21 protein-coding genes are annotated in these 24,840 nt (G+C 70.9%); 14 read left to right on the forward strand and 7 right to left on the reverse strand.

The window, feature by feature from the left end; translation table 11 throughout:
* Nucleotides 1–5: 5 nt before the first annotated feature.
* Both FM051_RS39615 and FM051_RS39620 read right to left on the reverse strand, forming a co-directional pair.
* The gene (locus FM051_RS39615; RefSeq protein ID WP_158852268.1) at nucleotides 6–449 is read right to left on the reverse strand and encodes a roadblock/LC7 domain-containing protein; all 444 of its coding nucleotides are present in this window, start codon (nucleotides 447–449) and stop codon (nucleotides 6–8) included.
* The gene (locus FM051_RS39620) at nucleotides 446–2,989 is read right to left on the reverse strand and encodes a nitrate- and nitrite sensing domain-containing protein (protein ID WP_158852269.1); all 2,544 of its coding nucleotides are present in this window, start codon (nucleotides 2,987–2,989) and stop codon (nucleotides 446–448) included. Before FM051_RS39620 ends, FM051_RS39615 begins: the two co-directional genes overlap by 4 nt.
* Before the next feature lie 329 nt (nucleotides 2,990–3,318).
* Here FM051_RS39620 and FM051_RS39625 point away from each other — a divergent pair, with 329 nt between their 5' ends.
* Nucleotides 3,319–3,735 carry a DUF485 domain-containing protein gene (locus tag FM051_RS39625; protein WP_158852270.1) on the forward strand — a complete coding sequence of 139 codons (417 nt, stop codon included), beginning with the start codon at nucleotides 3,319–3,321 and terminating at the stop codon, nucleotides 3,733–3,735.
* Entirely contained in the window at nucleotides 3,735–5,309 is a 1,575-nt protein-coding gene (locus FM051_RS39630; protein WP_158852271.1) for a solute symporter family protein, read from the forward strand. Before FM051_RS39625 ends, FM051_RS39630 begins: the two co-directional genes overlap by 1 nt.
* 80 nt (nucleotides 5,310–5,389) lie before the next feature.
* Here the strand turns inward: FM051_RS39630 and FM051_RS39635 are convergent, their stop codons facing one another.
* The 3 genes from FM051_RS39635 to FM051_RS39645 form a co-directional block, all read right to left on the reverse strand.
* Entirely contained in the window at nucleotides 5,390–6,241 is an 852-nt protein-coding gene (locus FM051_RS39635; protein WP_158852272.1) for an ATP-grasp domain-containing protein, read from the reverse strand.
* A complete protein-coding gene (locus tag FM051_RS39640; RefSeq protein ID WP_158852273.1) occupies nucleotides 6,238–6,525 on the reverse strand; it encodes a hypothetical protein in 288 nt (95 codons plus the stop codon). Before FM051_RS39640 ends, FM051_RS39635 begins: the two co-directional genes overlap by 4 nt.
* 76 nt (nucleotides 6,526–6,601) lie before the next feature.
* Complete coding sequence (locus tag FM051_RS39645) at nucleotides 6,602–7,390, reverse strand: nucleotidyltransferase domain-containing protein (RefSeq protein ID WP_158852274.1); 789 nt, start codon at nucleotides 7,388–7,390, stop codon at nucleotides 6,602–6,604.
* Nucleotides 7,391–7,498: 108 nt separating this feature from the next.
* Here FM051_RS39645 and FM051_RS39650 point away from each other — a divergent pair, with 108 nt between their 5' ends.
* Together FM051_RS39650 and FM051_RS39655 are read left to right on the forward strand one after the other, a co-directional pair.
* On the forward strand, nucleotides 7,499–9,121 hold the full coding sequence (locus tag FM051_RS39650; protein WP_238412978.1) for a DUF885 domain-containing protein: 1,623 nt from the start codon (nucleotides 7,499–7,501) through the stop codon (nucleotides 9,119–9,121).
* A gap of 69 nt (nucleotides 9,122–9,190) precedes the next feature.
* A complete protein-coding gene (locus FM051_RS39655) occupies nucleotides 9,191–10,162 on the forward strand; it encodes a quinone oxidoreductase family protein (protein WP_158852275.1) in 972 nt (323 codons plus the stop codon).
* Between the two features lie 69 nt (nucleotides 10,163–10,231).
* Here the strand turns inward: FM051_RS39655 and FM051_RS39660 are convergent, their stop codons facing one another.
* The gene (locus tag FM051_RS39660; protein ID WP_158852276.1) at nucleotides 10,232–10,819 is read right to left on the reverse strand and encodes an FKBP-type peptidyl-prolyl cis-trans isomerase; all 588 of its coding nucleotides are present in this window, start codon (nucleotides 10,817–10,819) and stop codon (nucleotides 10,232–10,234) included.
* A 220-nt stretch (nucleotides 10,820–11,039) separates the two neighbouring features.
* On the opposite strand from FM051_RS39660, the gene FM051_RS39665 reads away from it, so the two are divergent.
* From FM051_RS39665 to FM051_RS39675, 3 genes are read left to right on the forward strand one after another with little or no spacing between them, the layout of a single operon-like run.
* On the forward strand, nucleotides 11,040–12,047 hold the full coding sequence (locus tag FM051_RS39665) for a hypothetical protein (protein WP_158852277.1): 1,008 nt from the start codon (nucleotides 11,040–11,042) through the stop codon (nucleotides 12,045–12,047).
* Between the two features lie 6 nt (nucleotides 12,048–12,053).
* Entirely contained in the window at nucleotides 12,054–12,701 is a 648-nt protein-coding gene (locus FM051_RS39670; RefSeq protein ID WP_158852278.1) for a hypothetical protein, read from the forward strand.
* Between the two features lie 59 nt (nucleotides 12,702–12,760).
* Nucleotides 12,761–13,408, forward strand: coding sequence for an HD domain-containing protein (locus tag FM051_RS39675; protein WP_158852279.1), 648 nt, complete (start codon nucleotides 12,761–12,763; stop codon nucleotides 13,406–13,408).
* 27 nt (nucleotides 13,409–13,435) lie between these two features.
* Here FM051_RS39675 and FM051_RS39680 read toward each other — a convergent pair whose 3' ends face one another.
* A complete protein-coding gene (locus FM051_RS39680; protein WP_158852280.1) occupies nucleotides 13,436–14,359 on the reverse strand; it encodes a heme o synthase in 924 nt (307 codons plus the stop codon).
* A gap of 257 nt (nucleotides 14,360–14,616) precedes the next feature.
* Here FM051_RS39680 and tkt point away from each other — a divergent pair, with 257 nt between their 5' ends.
* From tkt to FM051_RS39715, 7 genes are all read left to right on the forward strand, one after another.
* Nucleotides 14,617–16,710, forward strand: a complete 2,094-nt coding sequence (gene tkt, locus FM051_RS39685; protein WP_158852281.1) for a transketolase — start codon at nucleotides 14,617–14,619, stop codon at nucleotides 16,708–16,710.
* Nucleotides 16,711–16,739: 29 nt separating this feature from the next.
* Entirely contained in the window at nucleotides 16,740–17,852 is a 1,113-nt protein-coding gene (tal, locus tag FM051_RS39690; protein WP_158852282.1) for a transaldolase, read from the forward strand.
* A 30-nt stretch (nucleotides 17,853–17,882) separates the two neighbouring features.
* A complete protein-coding gene (locus FM051_RS39695) occupies nucleotides 17,883–19,499 on the forward strand; it encodes a glucose-6-phosphate isomerase (protein ID WP_158852283.1) in 1,617 nt (538 codons plus the stop codon).
* Nucleotides 19,496–21,037, forward strand: coding sequence for a glucose-6-phosphate dehydrogenase (gene zwf, locus FM051_RS39700; protein ID WP_158852284.1), 1,542 nt, complete (start codon nucleotides 19,496–19,498; stop codon nucleotides 21,035–21,037). Before FM051_RS39695 ends, zwf begins: the two co-directional genes overlap by 4 nt.
* On the forward strand, nucleotides 21,034–22,182 hold the full coding sequence (gene opcA / locus FM051_RS39705) for a glucose-6-phosphate dehydrogenase assembly protein OpcA (RefSeq protein ID WP_158852285.1): 1,149 nt from the start codon (nucleotides 21,034–21,036) through the stop codon (nucleotides 22,180–22,182). Before zwf ends, opcA begins: the two co-directional genes overlap by 4 nt.
* A complete protein-coding gene (gene pgl / locus FM051_RS39710; RefSeq protein WP_158852286.1) occupies nucleotides 22,179–22,958 on the forward strand; it encodes a 6-phosphogluconolactonase in 780 nt (259 codons plus the stop codon). Before opcA ends, pgl begins: the two co-directional genes overlap by 4 nt.
* 295 nt (nucleotides 22,959–23,253) lie before the next feature.
* Nucleotides 23,254–24,522 carry a sensor histidine kinase gene (locus FM051_RS39715; protein WP_238412979.1) on the forward strand — a complete coding sequence of 423 codons (1,269 nt, stop codon included), beginning with the start codon at nucleotides 23,254–23,256 and terminating at the stop codon, nucleotides 24,520–24,522.
* Nucleotides 24,523–24,840 lie beyond the last annotated feature (318 nt).

The raw sequence follows: 24,840 nt of genomic DNA on the forward strand, positions 1-24,840 counted from the left end.
CCACCTCACGCAGAAGGGCGTGCCATCATCCGCTTGGCGCCGTGGATCTGGGCGCGCAGCTCGGGTGTCAGGAGCTGACCCACCTGGTCCACGACCACGGTCATCTCGTAGGCGACCTGGCCGACGTCGGCGTCCGGCGAGGCCAGCACGGCCAGGCAGGAGCCGTCCCGGATCGACATCAGCAACATGATCCCGTACTGCATCTCGATCACCGAGCGCAGCACGCCCCCGCCGTCGAAGCAGCGCGCCGCCGACTCGGTCAGGCTCGCCACCCCCGCCGCGATCGCGGCCAACTGGTCGGCCCGGTCGTCCGGCAGACCGCTCGACGCGGTCAACAGCAGCCCGTCCACGGAGATCACCACCGCGTGGGCCACCCCGGGCACGCGATCGGCGAAATTGCCCACCAGCCAACCGAACTGGTCGACCTGTCGCGACTTCTGCGTGCTCATCCGTTCTCCTGCCCCGCTCCGTTTTCACCGGATCCGCGCACACCTTGCCGGAGTCCGGACTGGTAACTGGCGAGGAACCCGCGTGTTGCCTGCGGATCCCTCCGGACGGGTGCCACCGCATCGGGTTCACTCGGCCGTTCGGCCACCAGATTGGTCCGCGGCTGCCGTTTCGGCAGCTCGGTCGGATTGTCGTTCACGGGCGCCTCCCCGCGCGCGTGGATGTCCGCGGCACGGTGCCGCGCCACTTCCGCCGGTCCCGACGGCGGTGTTCCGCCACCGAACCATGTCGAGCTCGGCCGCCTCGGCGCGGGCGCCGGTGCGGACGGTGGTTCGTCGACGGTGCGGCCGCGGAACGGCGCCCACCCGTCGTCCTTCAGCGGCACGGCCGGCGGCAGGACCGGTTGTGGCGAGCCCGGGTGCCAGCCGTTGGTGTGGGGTTGGGTCGACTGTGGCTTCGAGGATTGCGGCAGGACCGGCTGCGGTCCGGTGGACGGCAGGAACGGCTGCGGCCCGGTCGACGGCAGGAACGGCTGCGAGCCGGCGGACTGGGGCATGGCCTGCGGGAGCGCGGGGACGTGCGCCTGCGCGGCCACCGCCCGGTTCGACAGCGGTCCCGTCGCGCGCACCAGCTCGGCGGGCAGCGCCACGACCGCGCGCAGCCCGTCGCCCTGTTCGCGCAGCACCACTTCGATGCCGTGCCGCCCGGCGAGGCGACCCACCACGTACAGGCCGAGCTGGCGGGACACCGGCAGTTCGCCGGACTCCTCCGACGCGGCCAGCGTGATCCGGCGGTTGGCCTGCGCCAGGTCCTCCTCCGACATGCCGACGCCGGCGTCGACCACGTCGACCAGCACGCCACCGCCCGGCCGCGGCCGTCCGCCGACGATCACCTGGGTGCGCGGCGGCGAGAACGTGGTCGCGTTGTCCAGCAGTTCGGCGACCAGCCGGACCAGGTCGCCCGCGGCGTAGCCGACGACCTCGACCGACGGTGTGGTCTGCACGACGACCCGCTGGTACTGCTCGATCTCGGACGCGGCGGCGCGCAGCACGTCGCCCAGCGGCACCGGGCGGGTGAAGCGGCGGGCCACGTCGCTGCCGGACAGCACCATCAGGTTCTCGTTGTTGCGGCGCATCCGGGTGGCGAGGTTGTCCAGCTTGAACAGGTTCGCCAGCTGCTCGGGGTTCTCCTCCTGCCGCTCCAGCTCCTCCATGAGCTTGAGCTGCCGCTCCACGAGGCCCTGGCTGCGGCGGGACAGGTTGATGAACGCGTTGCGCATGCCGGTGCGCAGGTCGGCCTGCTCGGCGGCGGAGCTGACCGCCTGCCGGTGCACCGCGTCGAACGCGCGCGCCAGCTGGCCCAGCTCCTCCCTGGTGTGCACGGGCACGGGCTTCACGGTGACGTCGTGCGCGGCGTTCTCCCGCAGCTGCGCCACCAGGGCGGGCAGGCGGTGCTCGGCCACGTCCAGCGCGGCGGTGCGCAGCACGCGCAGGGACCGCAGCAGGTAGTTGCCGATGACGAAGCCGATCGCGCCGGCGGCGAACATCGACGCCAGCAGGATCACCGCGGCGGCGCCCGCCCGGTCGCTGGTGGTGTCCTGCAACCGGCCGGCGGCGGCGGTCAGCTGGCCCTCCAGCGACCTCATCACGACGCCGAGCTGCTTGCCGGTCGCCTCCGAGCCGCTGTTCCAGGCATCGCTCTTCACCTGCGTGCGGACGGCGTCGGGATCGCTGCGGACCAGCTGGAACAGGCTGTTGCGGAGGTCGACCTCCTGGCCCGCGACGGTGCTGCGGTACTCGGCCTGCTGCTGCGGGGTGGCGACGGCGGAGAAGTCGGCCAGCTTGTCCTGCTCGCGGGTGTAGGACTGCGCCAGCACCGTCCGCTCGGTGTCGAGGAGCCGGCCGCGGCTGATGCCCGCGAGGACCGTGGCGTGCTGCAAGGACACCTGCTCGCCCGCCATGGCGAGGTTGTGCAGCGCGGTCGCGGTGCCGGACAGCGCCGGGTCGCCGAAGTCGCCGACCATGGCCTGGTCGAAGTCGAGGAGCGCGCGCAGCACCACGCTGTAGCCGCCGATGCCGCCCGCCAGGTCGACGCTGCCGGACAGCACGCGTTCGCGCAGCTGGGGCAGGCCGTCGAGCTGGACGTTGACGTCCCGGAACCGGGCGTTGGCGACCTCGCCGAGGGTCGTGGTGCGCTCCATCAGGTTCCGCACGCCGGCGGCGGCGGTGTCGGTGGCGCGGACCAGGTCACGGAAGTCGTCCGGGGCGACGCCCGCGTCGTCGGCCCGCTGCGCCGACCGCGCGCGTTCGGCCTGCACGCCCGCGATCAACGGGTCGAGACCGGCGCGCAGCGTCACGATGCGCTGCATCGAGCCGTAGGTGTCGGCGCTCTTGACGTAGCCGCGGATCTGCACCACGCCCGCGCCGACGGCGACGAGCACCGGCACCGCCAGCACGGCGGCGAGCTTGATCGGCAGGCGCCAGTTCCGCCAGTCCGCGACGGCGCTCCACCACTGCACACGCGCGTTGTTGTCGCCAGTCACCAGACAAGCCCCGGGAGGTCCGTAGTTGTTTCGAGTTGAACGCGCCGACGCTGAGTGACGACGAGCGTGGATGTTGCTGCGCGATCGTAGGTGGTGAAGTGGCCTGGGACAACGACCTTGCAGTCGGTCCTCATCCGATCGGCGCAGCGTGACGGCCCGAAGTACACCCGAAGCCAATTGAGACGTGTGCGCTCGGTACCGATCGGGCAGCGCCTACGCCGTCCTCGCAGAACGTGTCGTTGACTGGTGGCCGAGCGCGGTTACGCTAAGCGCTCGCCGGCGGCCCGCGCATCCGCGTGCGTGGCAAGGCAGATCCCCGTGGAGGATTGATGACGAAGGCGATCCTGCCTCCGACGGATTCGAGACCCGCACGCGGCGGGCGAGGCTTCGCCACGTTCGACGACCCGGGGACGTCCCTGTTGGTCGACGAAGCGGGCGATCCGGACTTCGTCGCGCTCCAGGCGAGCCCCGACTTCCTGGAGCTGCGCAGGCGGATCACGATCTTCGTTGTGCCCGCCACGTGCGGCTTCCTGCTGTGGTACCTGGGGTACGTCGCGCTGTCGGCGTACGCGCCGGACTTCATGGGCACGCCGGTGTACGGCGTGCTCAACATCGGTCTGCTGTTCGGGTTGCTGCAGTTCGCGTCGACGATCGCGCTGACCCTGGCCTACGCCCGCTACGCGCGGCGCAAGCTCGACCCGCAGGTCGACGCCGTCCGCTCGCTCACCGCGGAGGACCAGGCCTGATGGGCGGCAACACCGCGATCAACCTGGGCGTCTTCGGCGTCTTCGTGTTGATCACCCTCTTCATCGTGTACCGGGCGGGCAGCCGCAACGCCACCGCGTCCGACTACTACGCCGCGGGCAGCAGCTTCACCGGACCGCAGAACGGCATCGCGCTGTCGGGCGACTTCCTGTCCGCCGCGTCGTTCCTCGGCATCTCCGGCAGCATCGCGGTCAACGGGTACGACGGGTTCCTGTACTCCATCGGCTGGGTGGTGTCCTGGCTGCTCGGCCTGATGATCATCTCGGAGCGGCTGCGCAACACCGGCCGGTTCACCCTCGGCGACGTGCTCGCGTTCCGGATGCGGCAGCGCCCGGTGCGCGCCGCGGCGGCGAACGTGACCCTGGTGATCTCGCTGTTCTACATGATCGCGCAGATGGCGGGCGCGGGCGCGTTGATGGCGCTGCTGCTGGACGTGCACAGCAAGGTCGGCCAGGCGGTCATCATCGCCGTCGTGGGCATCGTCATGGTGCTGTACGTGCTGGTGGGCGGCATGAAGGGCACCACGTGGGTGCAGATCATCAAGGCCGTGCTGCTGATCATGTGCGTGACCCTGATGACGGTGTTCCTGCTCGGCAAGTTCGGCTTCAGCCTGTCCGCGATCCTGGAGACGGCGTCGCGGAACACGCCGCTCGGGCCGGAGGTGCTGGAGCCCGGCGCCCGGTACGGCGGCACGCCGACCAGCCGGCTGGACTTCATCTCGCTGGCGCTGGCCCTGGTGCTGGGCACGGCGTCGCTGCCGCACGTGCTGATGCGGTTCTACACCGTGCCGAACGCCCGCGAGGCGCGCCGTTCGGTGGTGTGGGCGACGTGGATGATGGCCACGTTCTACCTGTGCACGCTGGTGATCGGCTTCGGCGCGCTGGCGCTGGTCGGCTCGAAGGAGATCGCGTCGGCGCCCGGCGGCGAGAACTCCGCCGCGCCGCTGCTGGCGTACGAGATCGGCGGCGCGGTGCTGCTGGGCGTGGTGAGCGCGGTGGCGTTCGCGACGATCCTGGCGGTGGTGGCCGGTCTGACGTTGACCGCGTCGGCGTCGTTCGCGCACGACGTGTACGCGAACGTGATCAAGCGCGGTCAGGCGGATCCGCGGTCGGAGGTGAAGGTCGCCCGGTTGACGGCGGTGGTCGTCGGTCTGCTGGCGATCGGCGGCGGTATCGCGGCGAACGGGCAGAACGTGGCGTTCCTGGTGGCGCTGGCGTTCGCGCTGGCGGCGTCGGCGAACCTGTCCACGATCATCTACTCGATGTTCTGGAAGCGGTTCAACACACCGGGGACGCTGTGGGCGGTGTACGGCGGGCTCGGGTCCTGCATCGTGCTGATCACCTTCTCCCCCGCCGTGTCCGGCACGAAGACGTCGATCTTCTCCGACGTGGACTTCGCCTGGTTCCCGCTGGGCAACCCGGGCCTGGTCTCGATCCCGTTCTCGTTCCTGTGCGGCTACCTCGGCACGATCCTGAGCAAGGAGAAGTCGGACCCGGTCAAGCAGGCCGAGATGGAGGTCCGGTCGCTGACCGGCATCGGGTCGGGCCTGAAGTAACACCTTCCGCGGTAACGCTTTCACGGAAGAACGCCGAACGCCGGAGCATTTGGCTCCGGCGTTCGGCGTGTTCGCGGAACTTACCGCCGGGCGAGTGCCGTCCGGACCGCCGAGGCGAACCGGAGGGGTGCGGTGGCGTCGGTCTGGCGGAAGCCCAGTGACGGCTCGACCAACTCCAGCTCCAGCAGCAACGGCGTGCCGTCGGCGGCGGGGATCAGGTCCACCCGCGCGTACAGGAAGTCGTTGCGGCACAGGCCGGTCAGCGCCGCCGCCGCGTCCATCACGTCCTCGGCGACGCGGCGCTGGTCAGCGGACGGCGAGGCGCCGGACAGGCGTTCCACGATGTAGAGCCCGGACTCGTCGTACTCCGCGTCCGGCGAGAGCATGGCGCCCTTGGTGAACGCGTGCGAGTACTGCCCGCCGAGGAACACCACGGCCGTCTCGCCGACCGAGTCCACGTTCGCCTGGTACGGCTGCACGAGCGCGGGCACGTCCAGCGTGGCCAGGTGCGCGGCGGCGGCCTCGTGATCACCGGCGGCGACGCGCAGCGCGCCACGCGAACCGGCGCCCACGGTCGGCTTCACCACGAACTCGCCGTCCGGCCAGTCGGTGAACCCCGGCTCCGCCACCGCCGTCGGCACCACCGGCACGCCGGCTTCCGCCAGCTCCACCAGGTACGTCTTGTCGGTGTTCCACCGCACGACCGACGCCGGGTTCACCAGCGCGGGCTCGGTGTCGCACCACGCCAGGAACTCCGGCAGCCGCTCGGGGTAGTCCCACGTGGACCGCAGCACCACCAGGTCGGTCTCGACCGGCGTGCCCCACTCCGCCCACGACGCGTGCACGCCGACGTCGGCGAGGGCGTCCAGCAACGCGTCGTCGTCACCGTCACCGGTGGGCCACGACGCGCAGGTGGCGAAGACGACCTTCACCGGCCCGCCATCTTGCGCCGGTGCGCCGGACCGATCTTCACCGCGGCCGTGGTCTCGCGGTCCCACTCGTGCGACTCCAGGTCCGCGACCGCCTCGACCAACGCCTCCGCCGACGCCACGTCCGGCAGCACCACGTCACCCATGGCGCCGTCGTCACCGACCAGCACGACCCGCGCGCCGGCCCGCCCGACGTTCTGCACGACCGCGCGGGCCGGCTTGCCGTGCGCGGCCACGAACGCCGACGCCGTCTTCACCGCGCGAGCGATCTTCTTGTCCTCTGCCACGTCGGCCAGACTAGAACCTGTCGGTAACTTCCGCGCACGTGACCGCACTCACGACGTAGGACTCACGACGTAGCACTCACGACGCCGCCCACACCGACTCGTAGGCCTCGACCAGCCACTTGTCGGCACGCGCGTGGTCGGGCCGCTCGGGCAGCGCGGAACCCGCGGTCAACTCCTCCAACCGCGCCTCCAACCCCTCCGCCGCGTCCAGCGCCTCCTGCTGCGTGTGCCGCCCCTGGCGCAGGTCGCGGATCCACGTCAGCCACGGCTCGGGCATCGGCAACGTGATCCGCCCGGTCTCCAGCAGCTCGACGCCCTGCACGCCCAGCCGCACCATGTGCGACGCGTACTTCGAGTCGAACCCGTGCCGCGCCACCAGCTCGGGCCGGTTGACGCGCTTGGCGACGGTGCCGTCCACCATGCGCCTGCGCTGGCTGTGCAGGTACCCGATGAACCGCCGCCCGGCCAGCCGGGACACGATCATGTCCGCGTTGTCGCGCAGCTCACGCCCCAGCGGGGTGATCGACACGATCTCGTGCTCGGGCGCGAACAGCGGCAGCAGCACGGTCGGGTTGCCCTGCAGCGCCAGGCGCAGCCACTTGCGCAGCGAGTACACGACCAGATCGAGATCACCGGGCCCGGACGGGGTGTTCTGCACGCCCGTGCGCTCCTCGGCGCTGCGGTAGATGTACTGCTCGAAGCGGCGCAGCCCGATGACGAACTCGGGCGGCTCGACGCACATGCCCATCTCGTCGCGGTCGTCGGTGCCCTCGATGGCGGTGCCGTGCAGGCCCGACCCCACCTGCGTGCGCAGGATCGTGGCGCGCCGGGCGATCTCGGCGAATTCCGGGTTGTTGTGCTTCACGATCTTCTCCCTCTGCCGAGGTGAGAACTTAAAGCGTCAACGGGCAAAGCCCAACGGGATTTGCGCCGACGTCCGATCGGCCGAACCGCCGGGGTAGCTTGCGTGGTCGTGACCGAAACCACCAGCCTCACCCACCTGGTCGAACAGTTCCTGAGCTGGCACTTCGACCGCAGTCCCGGCAAAGCCGCGATGCTCGGCTCACTCGCCCACGACCACACCCTCGGTGATTTCAGCGCGCCCGCGTTGACCGAGTACGAACGCGACGCGGGCGCGTGGCTCGACCGCTTCACCGTGATCGAGACCGACGACCTGCAGGGATCGGTGGACCGGGATCTCGTCGTCGCCGTGCTGCGCGGTGTGCGGGCCTCGGCCACGTGGCCCTCCTGGCGGCGTGACCCGTCGGTCTACACCGGCGCGGTGCTGTACCCGTTGTTCAGCGCGTTCCTCAACCGGCTGCGGCCGGAGCCGGAGCTGGTCGCGAGCGTGGTGAAGCGGCTGGCCGAGGTGCCCGGCGTGCTGGCCGCGGGCCGCGCCAACCTGGACCCGGAGCTCGCCTCGCCGAAGATCGTGCGGCGTGCCGCCGACCAGGCCAGGACGGGACGGGCGTTCCTCACGTCCACGCTGCCCGCCGAGGTGTCCGACCCGGCACTGCGCGCGGAGCTGGCCGAGGCCGCCGAATCCGCCGCGCGGGCGTTCGACGAGTTCGCGGCGTTCCTGGACGAGTTCGCCGGACGTGCCGCGGGCGACTGGCGGATGGGCGAGGAGCTGTACTCGACGCTGCTGCGCGACCAGGAGGTGCTGGGTTACGGCGCCGCCGAGCTGCACGAGCGCGGCAAGGCCGCCTACGCCGAGCTGGACGCCGAGATGCGCGAGCTGGCCGGGTCCGACGACTGGCACGCGGTGATGGCCTCGTTCCAGGACGACCACCCGCCGACGCCGGAGGCGATGCGCGCCGAGTACGAGGCGGCGACGCGGCGCGCGCGGGCGTTCCTGGTGGAGCACGACCTGGTGACGTTCGCCGAGGGCGAGGAGTGCCGGGTGGTGCCCTCGCCCACGTTCCAGCGCCCGGTCCTCGCGGTGGCGTCCTACATGTCGCCGCCGCCGTTGACCGACCAGCGGACGGGGCACTTCTTCGTGCCGTTCCCGCCGGACGGGTTCACCGCCGAGCAGACCGCCCAGCGGCTGCGCACGAACTCCCGCGCCCAGCTGGTCGGGATCGCGGTGCACGAGGCGTACCCCGGCCACCACTGGCACCTGTCGTGGCTGGCCGCGCAGAACCGGCCGGTGCGCAAGGTGTTCCGCACCCCGTACTTCTCCGAGGGCTGGGCGCTGTACGCGGAGAAGCTGCTGCGCGAGCACGGCTACTTCAGCGCCGAGGTGGTCGGCGACGCGGCCACGGCACGCGCCCGGGAACTGGCGCACGTCGAGGCGCGGCTGTTCCGCGCGGCGCGCATGATCGTGGACACCGCGCTGCACTGCGGCGACATGGGCGCCGAGGAGGCCGAGGAGTTCATGACGACCAAGGCGTCGCTGACGCCCGGCACGGCGACCGGCGAGGTCAGCCGGTACTGCGCGTGGCCGACGCAGGCGCCGTCGTACCTGACCGGCGCGTTGGAGATCGAGCGCATCCGGTCCGAGTACACGGGCTCGTTGCGGGAGTTCCACGACACCATCGCCGGCGCGGGGGCGTTGCCGCTGGGGTTGGCCAGGCGGGTCGCTCTCGGCAGGTGAGACGCGGAACATGCGGGCCGTCGCGGCGGTTGGCGTACTGACGTACGGACATTTCTAGGAGGACGACAGATGCCCAAGGCAGTGGTGGTGCGCGCGACCGGCGGACCGGACGCGTTGGAGTTCACCGACGTGGAGCCGAAGTCACCGGGAGCCGGCGAGTTGCTGGTGGACGTGGCCGCGGCCGGGGTGAACTTCATCGACTGCTACCACCGCGAGGGCCGCTACCCGCTGCCCCTTCCGTTCGGGCTGGGCCTGGAGGGCACCGGCCGGGTGAGCGCGGTGGGCGCGGACGTCACCGGGTTCGCGGTGGGCGACCGGGTGGCCTGGTCGCAGGCCCTCGGCAGCTACGCGGAACAGACCGTGGTGGCCGCCAAGGACGCGGTGCCGGTGCCGGAGGGCGTGGACGACGACACGGCGGGAGCGCTGCTGCTCCAGGGCCTCACCGCGCACTACCTGGTCACGTCCACGTACCCGGTGCAGAAGGACGACACGGTGCTCGTGCACGCCGCCGCGGGTGGCGTGGGGCTGCTGCTGGTGCAGCTGGCCAAGGCGCGCGGCGCGCGGGTGATCGGCACGGTGTCCACCGAGGCGAAGGAGGCGCTGGCCCGGGAGGCGGGCGCGGACGAGGTGATCCGCTACGACCTCACGGATTTCGCGCCCGAGGTGCGGAAGCTGACCGACGGCGTGGGTGTCGCGGCGGTGTACGACGGCGTGGGCAGGACGACGTTCGACGGGAGCCTGGCCAGCCTGAAGCCGCGCGGCGTGCTGGCGCTGTTCGGCGCGTCGAGCGGTGCGGTGCCGCCGTTCGACCCGATGCGGCTCAACCAGGCGGGCTCGGTGTACCTGACCCGGCCGTCGCTCGGCCCGCACGTGGCCACCCGCGAGGAGCTGGAGTGGCGGGCGGGTGAGCTGTTCGCGGCCGTCGCGGACGGTTCGCTGACCGTGCGGATCGGCGGGCGCTACCCGTTGGCCGAGGCGCGGCGGGCGCACGAGGACCTGGAGGGCCGCCGCACCACCGGCAAGCTGCTGCTCATCCCCTGATCAGGTCTCGGAACGAACGGGAGGGCGGCCCCCACGTGGGGGCCGCCCTCCCGTTGCGACGGGTCCGGCTCAGCCCTCGACCTTGACCGCGTCGACCACGAAGATCAGCGTCTCGCCGGGCTGGATGTCGCCCTGACCGTTCGGGTAGCCCTTGTCCGACGGCACGACGAGCAGCCTGCGCCCGCCTTCCTTCATGCCGATCAGCCCCTCGTTCCAGCCCTGGATGACCTGGGCCTGGCCGATGTTCTGCAGCGGGAACGCGTCGCCGCTGTCCCAGGACGCCTCACGGGTGCGCTGGTCGCGGAACGTCGCCAGCACGTAGTGCATCTCGGCGTTGGAGCCCTGCTTGATCTCCGGACCGGTGCCCTCGGTGATGTCCTTGACGACCAGGCCGTCCTGCGGCGTGCAGCCGGTCGGGACGGTGATCGTCGGCTTCTCCCCCGCCGCGCCGCCCACCTGGTACTGGGACACCTCGCACGGCGGACCGCTCGGCTCGGGCAGCTCGGCCTCGGTGGGCTGCGCCTCCGGCTGGGCGGCGGTCGCGGACGGGGTGTTGGTCAGGGTGGACGGCCGGTCGCTAGCGGTGCACGCGGTCAGCGCCAGACCGGCGGACAACAGGGATACGAGAGCCAGGGCCGTACGGCCGACAGTACGCATGGTTGCCGAGCTTAGGGTTCACCCCCGGGCACGCCGCCGCAGGCCCCACCGCAGGCCCAACGCCGATCACGGTGTGCTGCTGTCGATCATTGAATTGTCCTTGAATGTGCCACTAATTACCGCTTCCGCCGTTGCGCACTCGCGCGTACAGTAACTCCGCGCACTTGATCGGATACCGAGAGCATTCGTCCGTTCGAGTGCCCTCCAAGGAGGTGACATCGTGTCCGCGGAGCCGAACGGCGTCCGCAGCAACCTGTTACAGGAATTGTTCTGGACCAGAACAGGTCTGCTACTGCTGACCCTAGTCGTCACTTCCGGCGGCAGTCTGGCCATTTCCAGCACAATGGATCAAGGCGCTCTCCGCACGTTCCTGACGTCGGTGGGCACCGGAACCCTGATCTCGGCGGTGGTCGGGTTCGGGCAGACGTTGATCACCAGCTCGGCCGCGCAACGGGCGTTGATCACGCCGGTCGTCGAGGAGAGCCGCAAGGCGCTGCGCGACCTCACCGCCGAGTACCGGTCGCTCGACCGCGAGTTCTTCCCCACTCACGTCTTCGAGCCGACCGCCAAGCCCGACCCGGCGTTGAACCAGGTCATGATGCAGGACCTGGAACGCACCCGGCTGTACGTGTTCCGCGGCTTCGCGGGCCGCTACGTGGCCTGCCGACTGCTGCTGTCCCAGTCGGAGTGCGAGCTCAAAGCCGTCCTGGCCGACCCCCGGGACGGTGACGCGATCAGCGGGCGGGCGCGGTACCTGCTGCGCAACGAAGGCGCGGACGGCGATTACGACTCGATCGTGGCGAAGCTGCGCGAGCAGATCTCCATCGGCCTGGTGGGCCTGTTCCTGGCCCGCGGCCGCTGCTCGCGGATCGACCTGACGATCGTGTCCGACCCGCCGCTGGACCGGCTGGAGCTGTTCGACGACAGCGTGTGGCTCACCCTCTACAGCAACACCACCGCGGGCGTGCTCCGGCTCTACCCGCGCACGGTGCGGTTCTCGGACGGCTCGTTCATCTACGGGATGGAACGCGCCGAGTTCCTGCGCATCAGCAATTCCAAGGCAGGGCTACACGTTCTCATCACACCGGGCACCAGTCGGGCAGACTTCCTCGCCCTGTTCGAGAAGATCACCGGGACCCCGCTCACCGAGGAGGGGTTCCGGTCGCTCGAGGAGAAGTTCCACCGATTCCGCAAAGAATTCTCCGCCTCCGCTCAGCTGGGGAGCTGATAAGTCGTGCTGACCGAGTTCACCGGGTTCTCCGCCCTCGCGGAGCTCGCCACGCTCATCGCCGTGGCCGACCCCCCTGTCGTCGACCGCTGGGGACACGTCGAAAGGCGTTTCCAGGAGTGGGCGGGTCGACCCGGCCTGCGGGAGAGGCTGCGCGGGCACCTGCGCTCCCTCTCACCGCAGGACGAGATGCGCGTGGTGGCCAGATCCCGCGAGACGACGACCCACTTCGCGTGGTGCCTGCGGGACGAGCCGGCCGAGCCGTTCACGTTCTGGCTGCACGAGTACAAGCCGCAGCGTGACTGGCGGCCGGGCTACGCCGACTCGATCCACAACCACCGCTACCACTTCTGCACCATCATCCTGTCGGGCTCCTACCTGCACGAACGCTTCACCGCGGACGTGGCGGACGACGGTCGGGCGATCCTGTCCACCTCCCTGCTGCGCAGCGCCGAGGCCCGCGAGGGCACCTCGGGGACCATGCTGGCGCACGAGTTCCACCGCATCCCGAAGGCGGCGGACGACACCATGACGTTCCTGGTCAAGTCGCGCGCGGTCAGCCCGTGGAGCCTGAGCTACGACCCCGACACCCGGACCAGCCACCGGCACGTGCCGGTCGAGGCGAGGTTGGAGGACCTGACGAACAACCTGTAACCAGCGCCAAGGATCACCGCGCGCGCCTACCATCGGCCCACCCGGCACGGGAGGGTCCAATGAGTACTGTCACGACTGTCACGGCGCAGGCGATCTCCGAGGTGGAGTGCGAGGTGTGGCGGCTGTGCCGCGACCTCGCCGCGAAACTGCAGTTCCACGGCTGGCACCACGTCAGCTTCGTGCGGGACAAGGCCGTCCACTTCGCCCGGCGGAACGGTTCGGACGAGTCGCTGGTCGAGGTGGCCGCCCTGGTCCACGACGTCAACTACATGGTCCGGCGCAACTCGCTGCCCGTGGACGGCAGGCGGTTGCGGCTGGACATCCTGGCGCGCGCCGGCGTGCCGGACGAGGTCGCGGCGCGGGTGGACGCGGTGGTCGAAGAGGCCGAGATGCGCACCCGCCACCGCGACATCTCGCGGGAGGCGCAGGCCCTGTCCGACGCGGACACCCTGTTCAAGGCGCTGCCGGTGACGCCGGTGGTGCTCGCGCCCAAGTACCTCGAAGAGAACGGCATCACGCTCAAGGAGCTGGCGCACAAGATCGTCGGTGAGCAGCGGGACAAGCACGACGACGGGTACTACTTCTACGACCCGGAGGCGGCGGCCACCTACTCGCGGTGGGCGACGGCGAACCTGGAGCTGTGGTCGTGCATCGTGGAGTCGCTGGACGACCCGAGCGTCACCGAGCTGCTGTCCGCCGTGTCGTAACCACCCTAGAACGGTGTCGTGACCGCCCTAGAACGGCCAGCCCAGGACCGGGAGGCCGATCACCGCGTCCACGGCCAGGCCGCAGAACACCAGCATCAGGTACAGGTTCGACATGTGGAAGAACTTCATGGTGTTCGTCGACCCGCCGCGCCGCACGACCCCGTGCAGCCGGTGGGCGAACACCGCGAACCACACGCCCGACAGCGCCGCCACGGCGACGTAGATCCACGACGTCACCGGCGCCAGCAGCAGCGTGCACACGACCGTGATCCACGAGTAGATGACGATCTGACGGGTGACCTGCTGCGCCGTGGCCACCACCGGCAGCATCGGCACACCGGCCCGCGCGTAGTCCTCCTTGAACTTCATCGCGAGCGCCCACGTGTGCGGCGGCGTCCAGAAGAAGATCACGCCGAACATCACCAGCGCGGGCCACGCCACCGTGCCGGTCACCGACGACCAGCCGATGATGACCGGCATGCAGCCGGCCATCCCGCCCCAGATGATGTTCTGCGAGGTCCGGCGCTTGAGCACCAGGGTGTAGACGAAGATGTAGAACAGGATCGTGGCCACCGCGAACACGGCCGAGATCAGGTTCGTGGTCAACCACAGGAACGCGAACGACACCACCCCGAGCACCACGCCGAAGATCAGCGCGTTGCGCGGCGGGATGGTGTTGCGGGCCAGCGGCCGGGCGCCGGTGCGCTTCATGACCGAGTCGATGTCGGCGTCGACGTAGCAGTTCAGCGCGTTCGCCGAGCCCGCCGCCAGCGTGCCGCCCGCCAGGGTGCACGCGATCAGCCACAGCGGCGGCAGGCCGCGGGCGGCCAGGAGCATCGCCGGGATGGTGGTGATCAGCAGCAGCTCGATCACCCGGGGCTTGGTCAGCGCCACGTACGCGCCGACGACCTGTCGGGGCGACCGCGCCGGAGCCTCGGTGACGGCACTCATGGCGTCGCGCTCCTCGTCAGGTCCAGGGAATGAACCGATCGTAACCGCGCGTTCTCCCAGCAGCCCGTTCGGGTACTCCCTGAACGCACCGACCACACCTGTGCGTACACCCACAGAGCACGGGTAGCACGTCCGTCCACTCGCCGGACTAGGCTGGCCGGCGGACCTTGGGAGCCGCGGATCGGGCCTGACGGGATCGATTAAGTTCAACCGCCAGCCGTCACACCGCCGCCTAGTGAGTTTGGAGCTGGAAGTCAGTGTCCGTCACCGATGACATCGCCCGGTTGACCGAAGCCCATCTGCCCGAAGACTGGACCGACCTCGACAAGCGCGCGGTGGACACCGCGCGGATCCTCGCGGCGGACGCCGTGCAGAAGGTCGGCAATGGTCACCCCGGCACCGCCATGAGCCTGGCGCCGCTCGCCTACACGCTGTTCCAGCGTGTGATGCGTCACGATCCGGCCGACGCCGACTGGATCGGCCGCGACCGGTTCGTGCTCAGCGCGGGCCACTCGAGCCTGACCCTCTACGTCCAGCTGTTCCTCAACGGCTACGGCCTGGAGCTGGACGACCTCAAGGCGCTGCGCACGTGGGGTTCCCAGACCCCCGGCCACCCCGAGCACCGGCACACCAACGGCGTGGAGATCACCACCGGCCCGCTGGGCCAGGGCCTGGCCTCCGCCGTCGGCATGGCGATGGGCGCGCGCCGCGAGCGCGGCCTGTTCGACCCGGACGCCCCGCTCGGCGCGAGCCCGTTCGACCACCACATCTTCGTGATCGCCTCCGACGGCGACATCGAGGAGGGCGTGACGTCCGAGGCGTCGTCGCTGGCGGGCACCCAGAAGCTGGGCAACCTGACCGTCGTCTACGACGACAACAAGATCTCCATCGAGGACGACACGACGATCGCGCTGTCCGAGGACACCGCGAAGCGCTACGAGGCCTACGGCTGGCACGTGCAGGTCGTCGAGGGCGGCGAGAACGTCGCGGGCATCCTGGAGGCGCTGGAGAACGCCAAGGCGGAGACCGAGCGCCCGTCGTTCATCCTGCTGCGCACGATCATCGGCTACCCGGCGCCGAACAAGCAGAACACCGGTGCGGCGCACGGCGCGGCCCTGGGCGCGGACGAGGTCGCCGAGGTCAAGCGCATCCTCGGCTTCGACCCGGAGCAGACGTTCGAGGTCGCCGACGAGGTGCTGGAGCACACCCGCTCGGTGATCAAGCGCGGCGAGGCCGCCAAGTCCGAGTGGCAGAAGTCGTTCGACGCGTGGGCCGAGGCGAACCCGGAGCGCAAGGCGCTGCTGGACCGCCTGGTCGTGCGCGGCCTGCCCGAGGGCTGGGCCGAGGCGCTGCCGTCGTGGGAGCCGGACGCGAAGGGCGTCGCCACCCGCAAGGCCTCCGGCGAGGTGCTGAACGCGCTGCGCGACGTGCTGCCCGAGCTGTGGGGCGGCTCGGCCGACCTCGCCGAGTCGAACCTCACCACGATGAAGGGCTCCGACTCGTTCGGCCCGGAGTCGATCTCCACCAAGATGTGGTCGGCCAACCCGTACGGCCGCACGCTGCACTTCGGCGTCCGCGAGCACGCCATGGGCTCGATCCTCAACGGCATCGCGCTGCACGGCCCGACCCGCCCGTACGGCGGCACGTTCCTCGTGTTCAGCGACTACATGCGCCCGGCGGTCCGGCTGGCGGCGCTGATGAAGTCCGCGGTCACCTACGTGTGGACGCACGACTCCATCGGACTCGGCGAGGACGGCCCGACGCACCAGCCGATCGAGCACCTGGCCGCGCTGCGCGCGATCCCGGGCCTGACCGTGCTGCGCCCCGGTGACGCGAACGAGACGGCCGCCGCGTGGCGCGCGGTCATCGAGAACCCGACCGGTCCGGCGGGCATCGCGCTGACCCGGCAGAACGTGCCGGTGCTCGAAGGCACCAAAGAGAAGGCCACCGAGGGCGTCGCGCGCGGCGGCTACGTGCTGGAGGGCGACGGCGAGCCGGAGCTGATCCTCATCGCCACCGGCTCGGAGCTGCAGATCGCGGTCGAGGCCCGGAAGGTCCTCGAGGCCGAGGGCGTTGCCACCCGTGTGGTGTCCATGCCCAGCGTCGAGTGGTTCGACGCGCAGGACGCGTCCTACCGCGAGCAGGTGCTGCCGCCGTCGGCGAAGGCGCGCGTCGTGGTCGAGGCGGGCATCGCCCAGCCGTGGCACCGGTTCGCGGGCGACGCGGGCGAGATCGTCTCCATCGAGCACTTCGGCGCCTCGGCGGACTACCAGACCCTGTTCCGCGAGTTCGGCTTCACGACCGAGAACGTCGTCGCGGCGGCCCGCCGGTCGCTCGCCCGGACCAAGTGATCGCCACAGACTTCAGGGGAGTTGACGAGATGAGCAGCAATCCGCTGGCCGCGCTCAGTGACGCGGGCGTGTCGATCTGGCTGGACGACCTGTCCCGCGAGCGGCTGACCACGGGCAACCTGGCCGGTCTCATCGCCGACCAGCACGTGGTCGGCGTGACCACGAACCCGACGATCTTCGCCGCCGCCCTGTCCAAGGGCACGGCCTACGACGAGCAGGTCCGCGAGCTGGCCGAGCGCGGCTCCGACACCGACGCGGCGGTCCGCGAGATCACCACGACGGACGTGCGCAACGCGTGCGACCTGTTCCGCGACATCTACGTCGCCACCGACGGCGTGGACGGCCGGGTGTCGATCGAGGTCGACCCGCGGCTCGCGAACGACACCGAGGGCACCGTCGCCGAGGCGCTGGAGCTGGCCAAGACGGTGGACCGGCCGAACCTGCTGGTGAAGATCCCGGCCACGGTCGAGGGCCTGCCGGCGATCACCCGGGTGCTCGCCGAGGGCATCAGCGTGAACGTGACGCTGATCTTCTCCGTCGAGCGCTACCGGCACGTGATGGAGGCGTTCATCGCGGGTCTGGAGAAGGCCAAGGCCAACGGGCACGACCTGCGCACCATCCACTCCGTGGCGTCGTTCTTCGTGTCCCGTGTGGACAGCGAGATCGACAAGCGGCTGGACGCGCTGGACACCCCGGCGGCGACCGGGCTGCGCGGCGAGGCGGCCATCGCGAACGCGGTGCTGGCCTACGCGGCGTACGAGGAGACCTTCAAGGGCGAGCGCTGGGACGCGCTGGTCGCCGACGGCGCCCGCGCGCAGCGTCCACTGTGGGCGTCCACGGGTGTGAAGGACCCGCAGTACTCCGACACCCGGTACGTGGATCAGCTGGTCGTGGCGAACACGGTCAACACGATGCCCGAGAAGACCCTGCACGCGGTCGCCGATCACGGCAAGATCGAAGGCGACACCGTTTCCGGGCGTGCGGCCCAGGCGCAGGAGGTCTTCGACGGACTGGTCGAGGTCGGCATCGACCTGGACGACGTGTTCGTCGTGCTGGAGACCGAGGGCGTCGACAAGTTCGAGAAGTCGTGGGCCGAACTGCTGGACACGGTCACCGGACAGCTGAACCAGGCCAAGGGCTGAGGACCGGGCCAGATCAGGACGGGTACAGACATGACCGAGGTGATCTCCGTGGAGATCGTCCGCACACCGAACCAGGACCAGGTCGACACCGTCATCGGTGACCTGGTCCGGGATTCGGCGCCGAGCAAGCTCACCGCCGGGGACGCCACGCTGTGGGGCCCCGAGGCGGAGTCGGAGGCGTCGATCCGCCTGGCGTGGACAACGCTGCACGAAACGTCCCGCCCGCTGGTCGCGGAGATCACCGCGCTGCGCGACGAGCTGCTCGCCGAAGGCGTGGACCGCGTGGTCCTCGCCGGCATGGGCGGCTCGTCGCTCGCGCCCGAGGTGATCACCGGCACGGCGGGCGTTCCGCTCGTCGTGCTGGACACCACCGACCCCGGCCAGGTGGCCGAGGCGCTGGCGGGCGACCTCCGGCGCACGGTGCTGGTGGTGTCGTCGAAGTCCGGCGGCACCGTCGAGACCGACAGCCACCGGCGGATCTTCGAGGCGGCGTTCGCGGCCGAGGGCATCGACGCGGCGTCGCGGATCGTCGTGGTGACCGACCCGGGGTCGCCGCTGGAGGCGGCGTCGCGGGAAGCGGGCTACCGCAGGGTGTTCCTGGCCGACCCGCACGTGGGCGGCCGGTACTCGGCGCTGACCGCGTTCGGCCTGGTGCCGTCCGGCTTGGCCGGCGCGGACATCGGCGCGCTGCTCGACGACGCCGCCGCGGCCGCGCCGCTGGTGTCGGCCGACTCGCCGGACAACCCGGCGGTCGTGCTGGCCGCGACGTTCGCCGTGGCGCACGCGCACGGCGCGGAGAAGATCGTGTTCGCCGACACCGGTTCCGGCATCTCCGGGTTCGGTGACTGGGCCGAGCAGCTGATCGCCGAGTCGACCGGCAAGAACGGCACCGGCCTGCTGCCCGTGGTGGTCGAGGGTCCGGGCGCGCCCGGTTTCGTGGACGCCCGCGCGGACGCCACGACCGTCGCGATCGGACCGGCCACCGGCTCGTCGTCCATCGCGGTGGAAGGCGCGCTGGGCGCGCAGTTCCTGGTGTGGGAGTACGCGACCGCGCTCGTCGGCCGGGTGCTGGAGATCAACCCGTTCGACCAGCCCGACGTGGAGGCGGCGAAGAACGCGGCACGGTCCTTGTTGGACTCGCCCGCCGCGTCGTCCGCCGCACCGGCCTTCGTGGACGGTCCGATCGAGGTCTACCCGAGCGAGGGCTGGCTGTCGCCGGACGTGAAGACGGTCGCCGAGGCGCTGGTGGCGCTGGTCGCCGCCGCGCCGGAGCACGGCTACCTGTCCGTGCAGGCGTACCTGGACCGGATCGACGACGCGTCGTTCGCCCTCGTTCGCCCGGAGTTGGCGCAGCGTTCGCACCTGCAGACCACCTTCGGGTGGGGGCCGCGCTTCCTGCACTCGACCGGCCAGTACCACAAGGGCGGTCACCAGAACGGCGTGTACGTCCAGCTGACCGGCGCGTCCGAGACCCACCTCGACGTGCCGGGCAGGCCGTACGACCTCAGCACGTTGCAGCTGGCGCAGGCGCTGGGCGACGGCCAGGTGCTCGCCGAGCACGGTCGCCCGGTGCTCCGGCTGCACCTGACCGACCGCGTCGCCGGGCTCGCGCAGCTCGTCGAGGCAATTCAGGAGGACGGTTCGTGAGTGCGCCTACCAAGCGCAACCCATTGCGCGATCCGCGGGACAAGCGGCTGCCGCGCATCGCCGGGCCCTCGGGCCTGGTGATCTTCGGCGTGACGGGTGACCTGTCGCGCAAGAAGCTGATGCCCGCGATCTACGACCTGGCCAACCGCGGCCTGCTGCCGCCGGGCTTCGCGCTCGTCGGCTTCGCCCGCCGCGACTGGGCCGACCAGGACTTCATGCAGGTCGTGCACGACGCGGTCAAGGAGCACGCGCGCACGCCGTTCCGGCAGGGGGTCTGGGACCAGCTCGCCGAGGGCATCCGCTTCGTGCAGGGCACCTTCGACGACGACGTCGCGTTCGACACGCTCGCCGCGACGCTCGCCGACCTGGACCGCGACCGCGGCACCGGCGGCAACCACGCGTTCTACCTGTCGGTGCCGCCCAGCGCGTTCACCACGGTGGTCAACCAGCTCAAGCGCGCGGGCCTGGCCACGCCGCCGAGCGACAGCCCCGGCCAGTGGCGCCGGGTCGTCATCGAGAAGCCGTTCGGCCACGACCTGGCCAGCGCCAAGCAGCTCAACAAGACCGTCAACGAGGTCTTCCCCGAGGAGTCGGTGTTCCGCATCGACCACTACCTCGGCAAGGAGACGGTGCAGAACATCCTGGCGCTGCGCTTCGCGAACCAGCTCTACGAGCCCATCTGGAACGCCAACTACGTCGACCACGTGCAGATCACCATGGCCGAGGACATCGGCCTCGGCGGTCGCGCGGGCTACTACGACGGCATCGGCGCCGCCCGCGACGTGATCCAGAACCACCTGCTCCAGCTGCTCGCGTTGACCGCGATGGAGGAGCCGGTGTCGTTCCGGCCGAGCGACCTGCGCGCGGAGAAGGTGAAGGTGCTCTCCGCGACGCGCCCGGTCGGGCCGTTCGACGAGACCACCGCACGCGGCCAGTACGCCGGTGGCTGGCAGGGCGGGCAGAAGGTGCTCGGCCTGCTGGAGGAGGGCGGGTTCGCCAAGGACTCGACCACCGAGACCTACGCGGCGATCACGTGCGAGATCAACACCCGCCGCTGGGCCGGTGTCCCGTTCTACCTGCGCACCGGCAAGCGCCTCGGCCGCCGCGTCACCGAGGTGGCCGTGGTGTTCAAGCGCGCGCCGCACCTGCCGTTCGACGACACCGCGACCGAGGAGCTGGGGCAGAACGCCCTGGTGGTGCGGGTGCAGCCGGACGAGGGCGTGACCATCAGGTTCGGCTCCAAGGTGCCCGGCAACACCATGGAGGTCCGGGACGTCACGATGGACTTCGGCTACGGCCACGCGTTCACCGAGTCGTCGCCCGAGGCCTACGAGCGGCTGCTGCTGGACGTGCTGCTCGGCGAGCCGTCGCTGTTCCCGAAGAACGACGAGGTCGAGCTGTCCTGGGAGATCCTGGACCCGGTCTTGAAGCACTGGGGCGCCAACGGCGCGCCCGAGAAGTACAAGGCAGGCACCTGGGGACCGGCGTCGGCGGACGAGATGCTGGCCCGCACCGGCAGGCACTGGAGGCGTCCGTGATCATCGACCTGCCCTCGACCACCACGTCGCAGGTCAACAGCAAGCTCGTGCAGCTGCGCGAGGAAGGCGGCGCGGTCACCCTCGGCCGCGTGCTGACGCTGGTCATCGTGACCGACGACGGCACCAAGACCGAGGAGGCCGTCGACGCGGCCAACGACGCCAGCCGCGAGCACCCGTGCCGGGTGATCGTGGTGGCGCGTGGCGCGCGCAAGGCCGCCCCCCGGCTCGACGCGCAGATCCGCGTCGGCGGTGACGCGGGCGCGTCCGAGGTCATCGTGCTGCGGCTGTACGGCGAACTGGCCAACGAGGGCGCTTCGTGCGTCGTGCCGCTGCTGCTGCCGGACACCCCGGTGGTGGCGTGGTGGCCGAACGAGGCGCCCGCCGTGCCCGCGAAGGACCCGATCGGGCAGCTCGCGCAGCGCCGGATCACCGACGCGGCGGCGGAGAAGAACCCGATCCGCGCGTTGGAGCACCGCAAGGCCGGCTACACGCCGGGTGACACGGACCTGGCGTGGACGCGGCTGACGCTGTGGCGGGCGATGCTCGCGTCGGCGTTCGACCTGCCGCCGTTCGAGAAGGTCACCGAGGCCGAGGTGAGCGGGGAGAGCGACTCGCCGTCGACCGACCTGTTGGCCGCGTGGCTCGCCGGGTGCCTGCGGGTGCCGGTGAAGCGGGCGAAGGCCACCCACGGCGAGGGCATCGTTGACGTGCGGCTGGAGCGCCGGTCCGGTCTGGTCGAGCTGTCGCGGCCGGACGGCAAGGTCGGCACGTTGACGCAGCCCGGCCAGCCGGAGCGGCGGGTCGCGTTGCAGCGGCGTCAGGTGCGGGACTGCCTGGCCGAGGAACTGCGCCGGCTCGACCCGGACGAGGTGTACGAGGCGGCGCTGCGGTCGTTGGGCAAGGTCGTGCGCGGTCGGACCGCGCCGAAGGCGACCGCGGCGGCGCGCAAGCCCGCCAAGGCCGCGTCCGGCGCTGCTTCCGGTCCTGCTTCCGGTCCTGCCGCCAGGGCGAAGTCCGACGGCGGACCGGACCCGAAGGCCGACGGCAAGGTCGACGGCAAGGTCAGCGCGAAGACCGACGGCAAGACCGACGGCAAGACCGCGAAGGCCGCGCCGAAGACGGCCAAGGCCAAGGCGGGTTCGTGAGCCGTCCCGAGGTGGTGGTGCACCGTGACGGCGACCTGCTGGCCGCCGCCACGGCAGCCCGCCTGGTCACCAGGCTGGTGGACGCGCAGAACGCGCGCGGGTCGGCGTCGCTGGTGCTGACCGGCGGGCGGACCGGCATCGCGGTGCTGGAGCAGCTGCGCGCCACCCCCGCCCGTGACGCGGTGGACTGGACCCGGGTCGACCTGTACTGGGGCGACGAGCGGTTCCTGCCCGCCGGGCACCCGGACCGCAACGAGACCCAGGCGCGCGGGGCGCTGCTGGACCACGTTCCGGTGCCGGCTTCGCGGGTGCACGTGATGGAGCCGTCCGACGGGCGGTTCGGTGACGACCCGGAGGCCGCCGCCGAGGCGTACGCCGACGTGCTGGCCGCCGCCGCGCGCCCGGAGGACCACGGCTCCGTGCCGTCGTTCGACGTGTGCCTGCTCGGTGTCGGGGAGGAGGGGCACGTGGCCTCGATCTTCCCGGAGTCCCCCGCGGTGCACGAGCAGGAACGCAGCGCGGTCGCGGTGCGCAACTGCCCCAAGCCGCCGCCGACGCGGGTGAGCCTCACCCTGCCCGCGATCCGCGCGGCGCGCGAGGTGTGGCTGATGACGACGGGTGCGGCGAAGGCCGCTGCCGTGGCCATGGCCCTGACCGGCGCGGGCGAGACCCAACTGCCCGCCGCCGGTGCACGCGGTCAGCGGCGCACGCTGTGGCTGCTCGACTCGGCCGCCGCCGCGAAGGTGCCGGACCTGTTCACCCCGCCGATGGCCTGACCGCCGTCGGCCTGATTCGTCCGTTCGCCGCTGCCGCCGTTCGCCCTCCGGGTGCCGGCGGCAGCGGCGTCTGCGGTGGTGTCCGCGTGGCGTCTGCGGTGACGTCTGCGTGGCATCTGCCGGGTGATTTGGCGCACTCCCCGCCGGCCTCTACGCAGGATGTTCGCTTTCCGGACGTTCGCGCTCGCAATTTTGTGTCCCGCTCCGCGTCCCGTCCGGGTAATCACCGCATCTCGAAGGGTGAGCGGGTCGATCGAGCACGTCGGGGGCGGAAGGGCGGGTCATGCCAAGCGTGATGACAGCGCAGTACGGTGAGGACCGGCGGATAGCTGACACAGGAGGTCCGACCCTGGCCGGCAACGCTGTCGAGAGACTGCCGAGCGGTCGGGTCAACAACGGCGTTCCGACCGAACGGGTGCGCCGTGCTGCCGTTCTGGAGGCGCTCGGGCGGGTGCTGGGGCGGCACCGGCAGTTGGCGTTCGACGCGGGTGCCGTCGGTATCGCGGCGCTGGACGTGTGGCTGCGGGTCGTGCCCGAGGCCGAGACGTACAACTACGTGCTGTCGGTCATCGCGGTGGCGGCGGTGGCGTTGCGGCGGCGGTTCCCGTTCCTGGTGGTGCTGATCACCGTGCCCGGGTTCCTGGCCGGGTGGGCGCAGTTGGCGGCGATGATCGCGCTGGGCACGTTGGCGCGGCGGAAGCTGTTGTCGACGCAGACCTACATCGCGGCGGCGTTGGTGTGGCTGAGCCGGTTCTTCCTGTGGCCGCCGGGCGAGTTCTTGGCGTTGGACTGGAAGACGCACGTCCACGACGCGATCTACGGGTGCATCGTCGCGGGGATGCCGATCGCGATCGGGCTGCTGGCGCACGCGCGGGAGGAGCTGTCGGCGCGGATCACGGAGCTGGCGGCGAGTCGGGAGCGGGAGCGGATGCTGCACGCGCACGCGGTGCGGGCGGACGAGCGGGCCAGGTTGGCACGGGAGATGCACGACGTCGTGTCGCACCAGGTGAGCCTGATCGCGATGCAGGCGGGTGCCCTGCGGATGGCGGCGGCCGATCCGAACGCCAAGCAGGTGGCGGGGACGATCCGGATGCTGAGCACGCGGACGTTGGACGAGCTGCGGCAGCTGGTGAGCGTGCTGCGGACGACCAGCGGCGACGACTCCCCCCAGCCCCGCATCGAAGAACTGCCACAACTGGTGAGCACCGCCGGGATACCCGCAACCCTGACGGTGCAGGGCCCGGTAGCCGACCTCCCCGCCCCAGTCTCGGGCGCGGTGTACCGGACGGTTCAGGAGGCTTTGACCAACGTGCGGAAGCACGCGTTCGGTGCGCCGACGTCCGTGCTGGTGCTCGCGGATGCCGACGAACTGCTGGTGGAAGTGCGCAACGAGCCACCGGACGGATCGCTCGATTGCGGGACGCTGCCGAGCGGCGGTCACGGCCTCGTGGGCTTGCGCGAACGTGCGGCACTGCTGAACGGCGAGTTCGAAGCGGGCCCAACGGACGGCGGCGGCTTCATGGTCCGGGTAACGTTTTCCCTGGTCAGACCCCTGGACACCTGATTCCCCGACCACTCAATCGGGTGATCATCACCCAACGACGTAAAGAAACGCTATAATCTTTGAGTTGAAACGTCGGTTGAAACAACGAGGCCCGCAACCAACCCCACCCCCTCGACCCCAGCCCCCCACCCGACCGAATGCGATCAAGGCCAGTCGCAGCGGTGACCAGTCGCAGCGGGACCGGGCGACGCGAGACGCCACATGCGCGCGGCCAGGCGAGGCAAGAGCGGGCCGGCGGTGCGGGGCAGGGCGGCACTGAGGCTGGCAGGCGGACTCGGGGCTGGGTCGGGAGCGGACTCGTGTCGGCGCGGGAGCGGA

The organism is Saccharothrix deserti (assembly GCF_009769385.1).
Taxonomy (GTDB): Bacteria; Actinomycetota; Actinomycetes; order Mycobacteriales; family Pseudonocardiaceae; genus Actinosynnema; species Actinosynnema deserti.

What these genes read in the sequence shown, in the direction of transcription:
- FM051_RS39615 (WP_158852268.1), bottom strand. Translation starts at nt 449, where the DNA reads ATGAGCACGCAGAAGTCGCGACAGGTCGACCAGTTCGGTTGGCTGGTG.
- FM051_RS39625 (WP_158852270.1), top strand. Translation starts at nt 3,319, where the DNA reads ATGACGAAGGCGATCCTGCCTCCGACGGATTCGAGACCCGCACGCGGC.
- FM051_RS39630 (WP_158852271.1), top strand. Translation starts at nt 3,735, where the DNA reads ATGGGCGGCAACACCGCGATCAACCTGGGCGTCTTCGGCGTCTTCGTG.
- FM051_RS39655 (WP_158852275.1), top strand. Translation starts at nt 9,191, where the DNA reads ATGCCCAAGGCAGTGGTGGTGCGCGCGACCGGCGGACCGGACGCGTTG.
- FM051_RS39660 (WP_158852276.1), bottom strand. Translation starts at nt 10,819, where the DNA reads ATGCGTACTGTCGGCCGTACGGCCCTGGCTCTCGTATCCCTGTTGTCC.
- FM051_RS39675 (WP_158852279.1), top strand. Translation starts at nt 12,761, where the DNA reads ATGAGTACTGTCACGACTGTCACGGCGCAGGCGATCTCCGAGGTGGAG.
- FM051_RS39680 (WP_158852280.1), bottom strand. Translation starts at nt 14,359, where the DNA reads ATGAGTGCCGTCACCGAGGCTCCGGCGCGGTCGCCCCGACAGGTCGTC.
- tal (WP_158852282.1), top strand. Translation starts at nt 16,740, where the DNA reads ATGAGCAGCAATCCGCTGGCCGCGCTCAGTGACGCGGGCGTGTCGATC.
- FM051_RS39695 (WP_158852283.1), top strand. Translation starts at nt 17,883, where the DNA reads ATGACCGAGGTGATCTCCGTGGAGATCGTCCGCACACCGAACCAGGAC.
- FM051_RS39715 (WP_238412979.1), top strand. Translation starts at nt 23,254, where the DNA reads ATGACAGCGCAGTACGGTGAGGACCGGCGGATAGCTGACACAGGAGGT.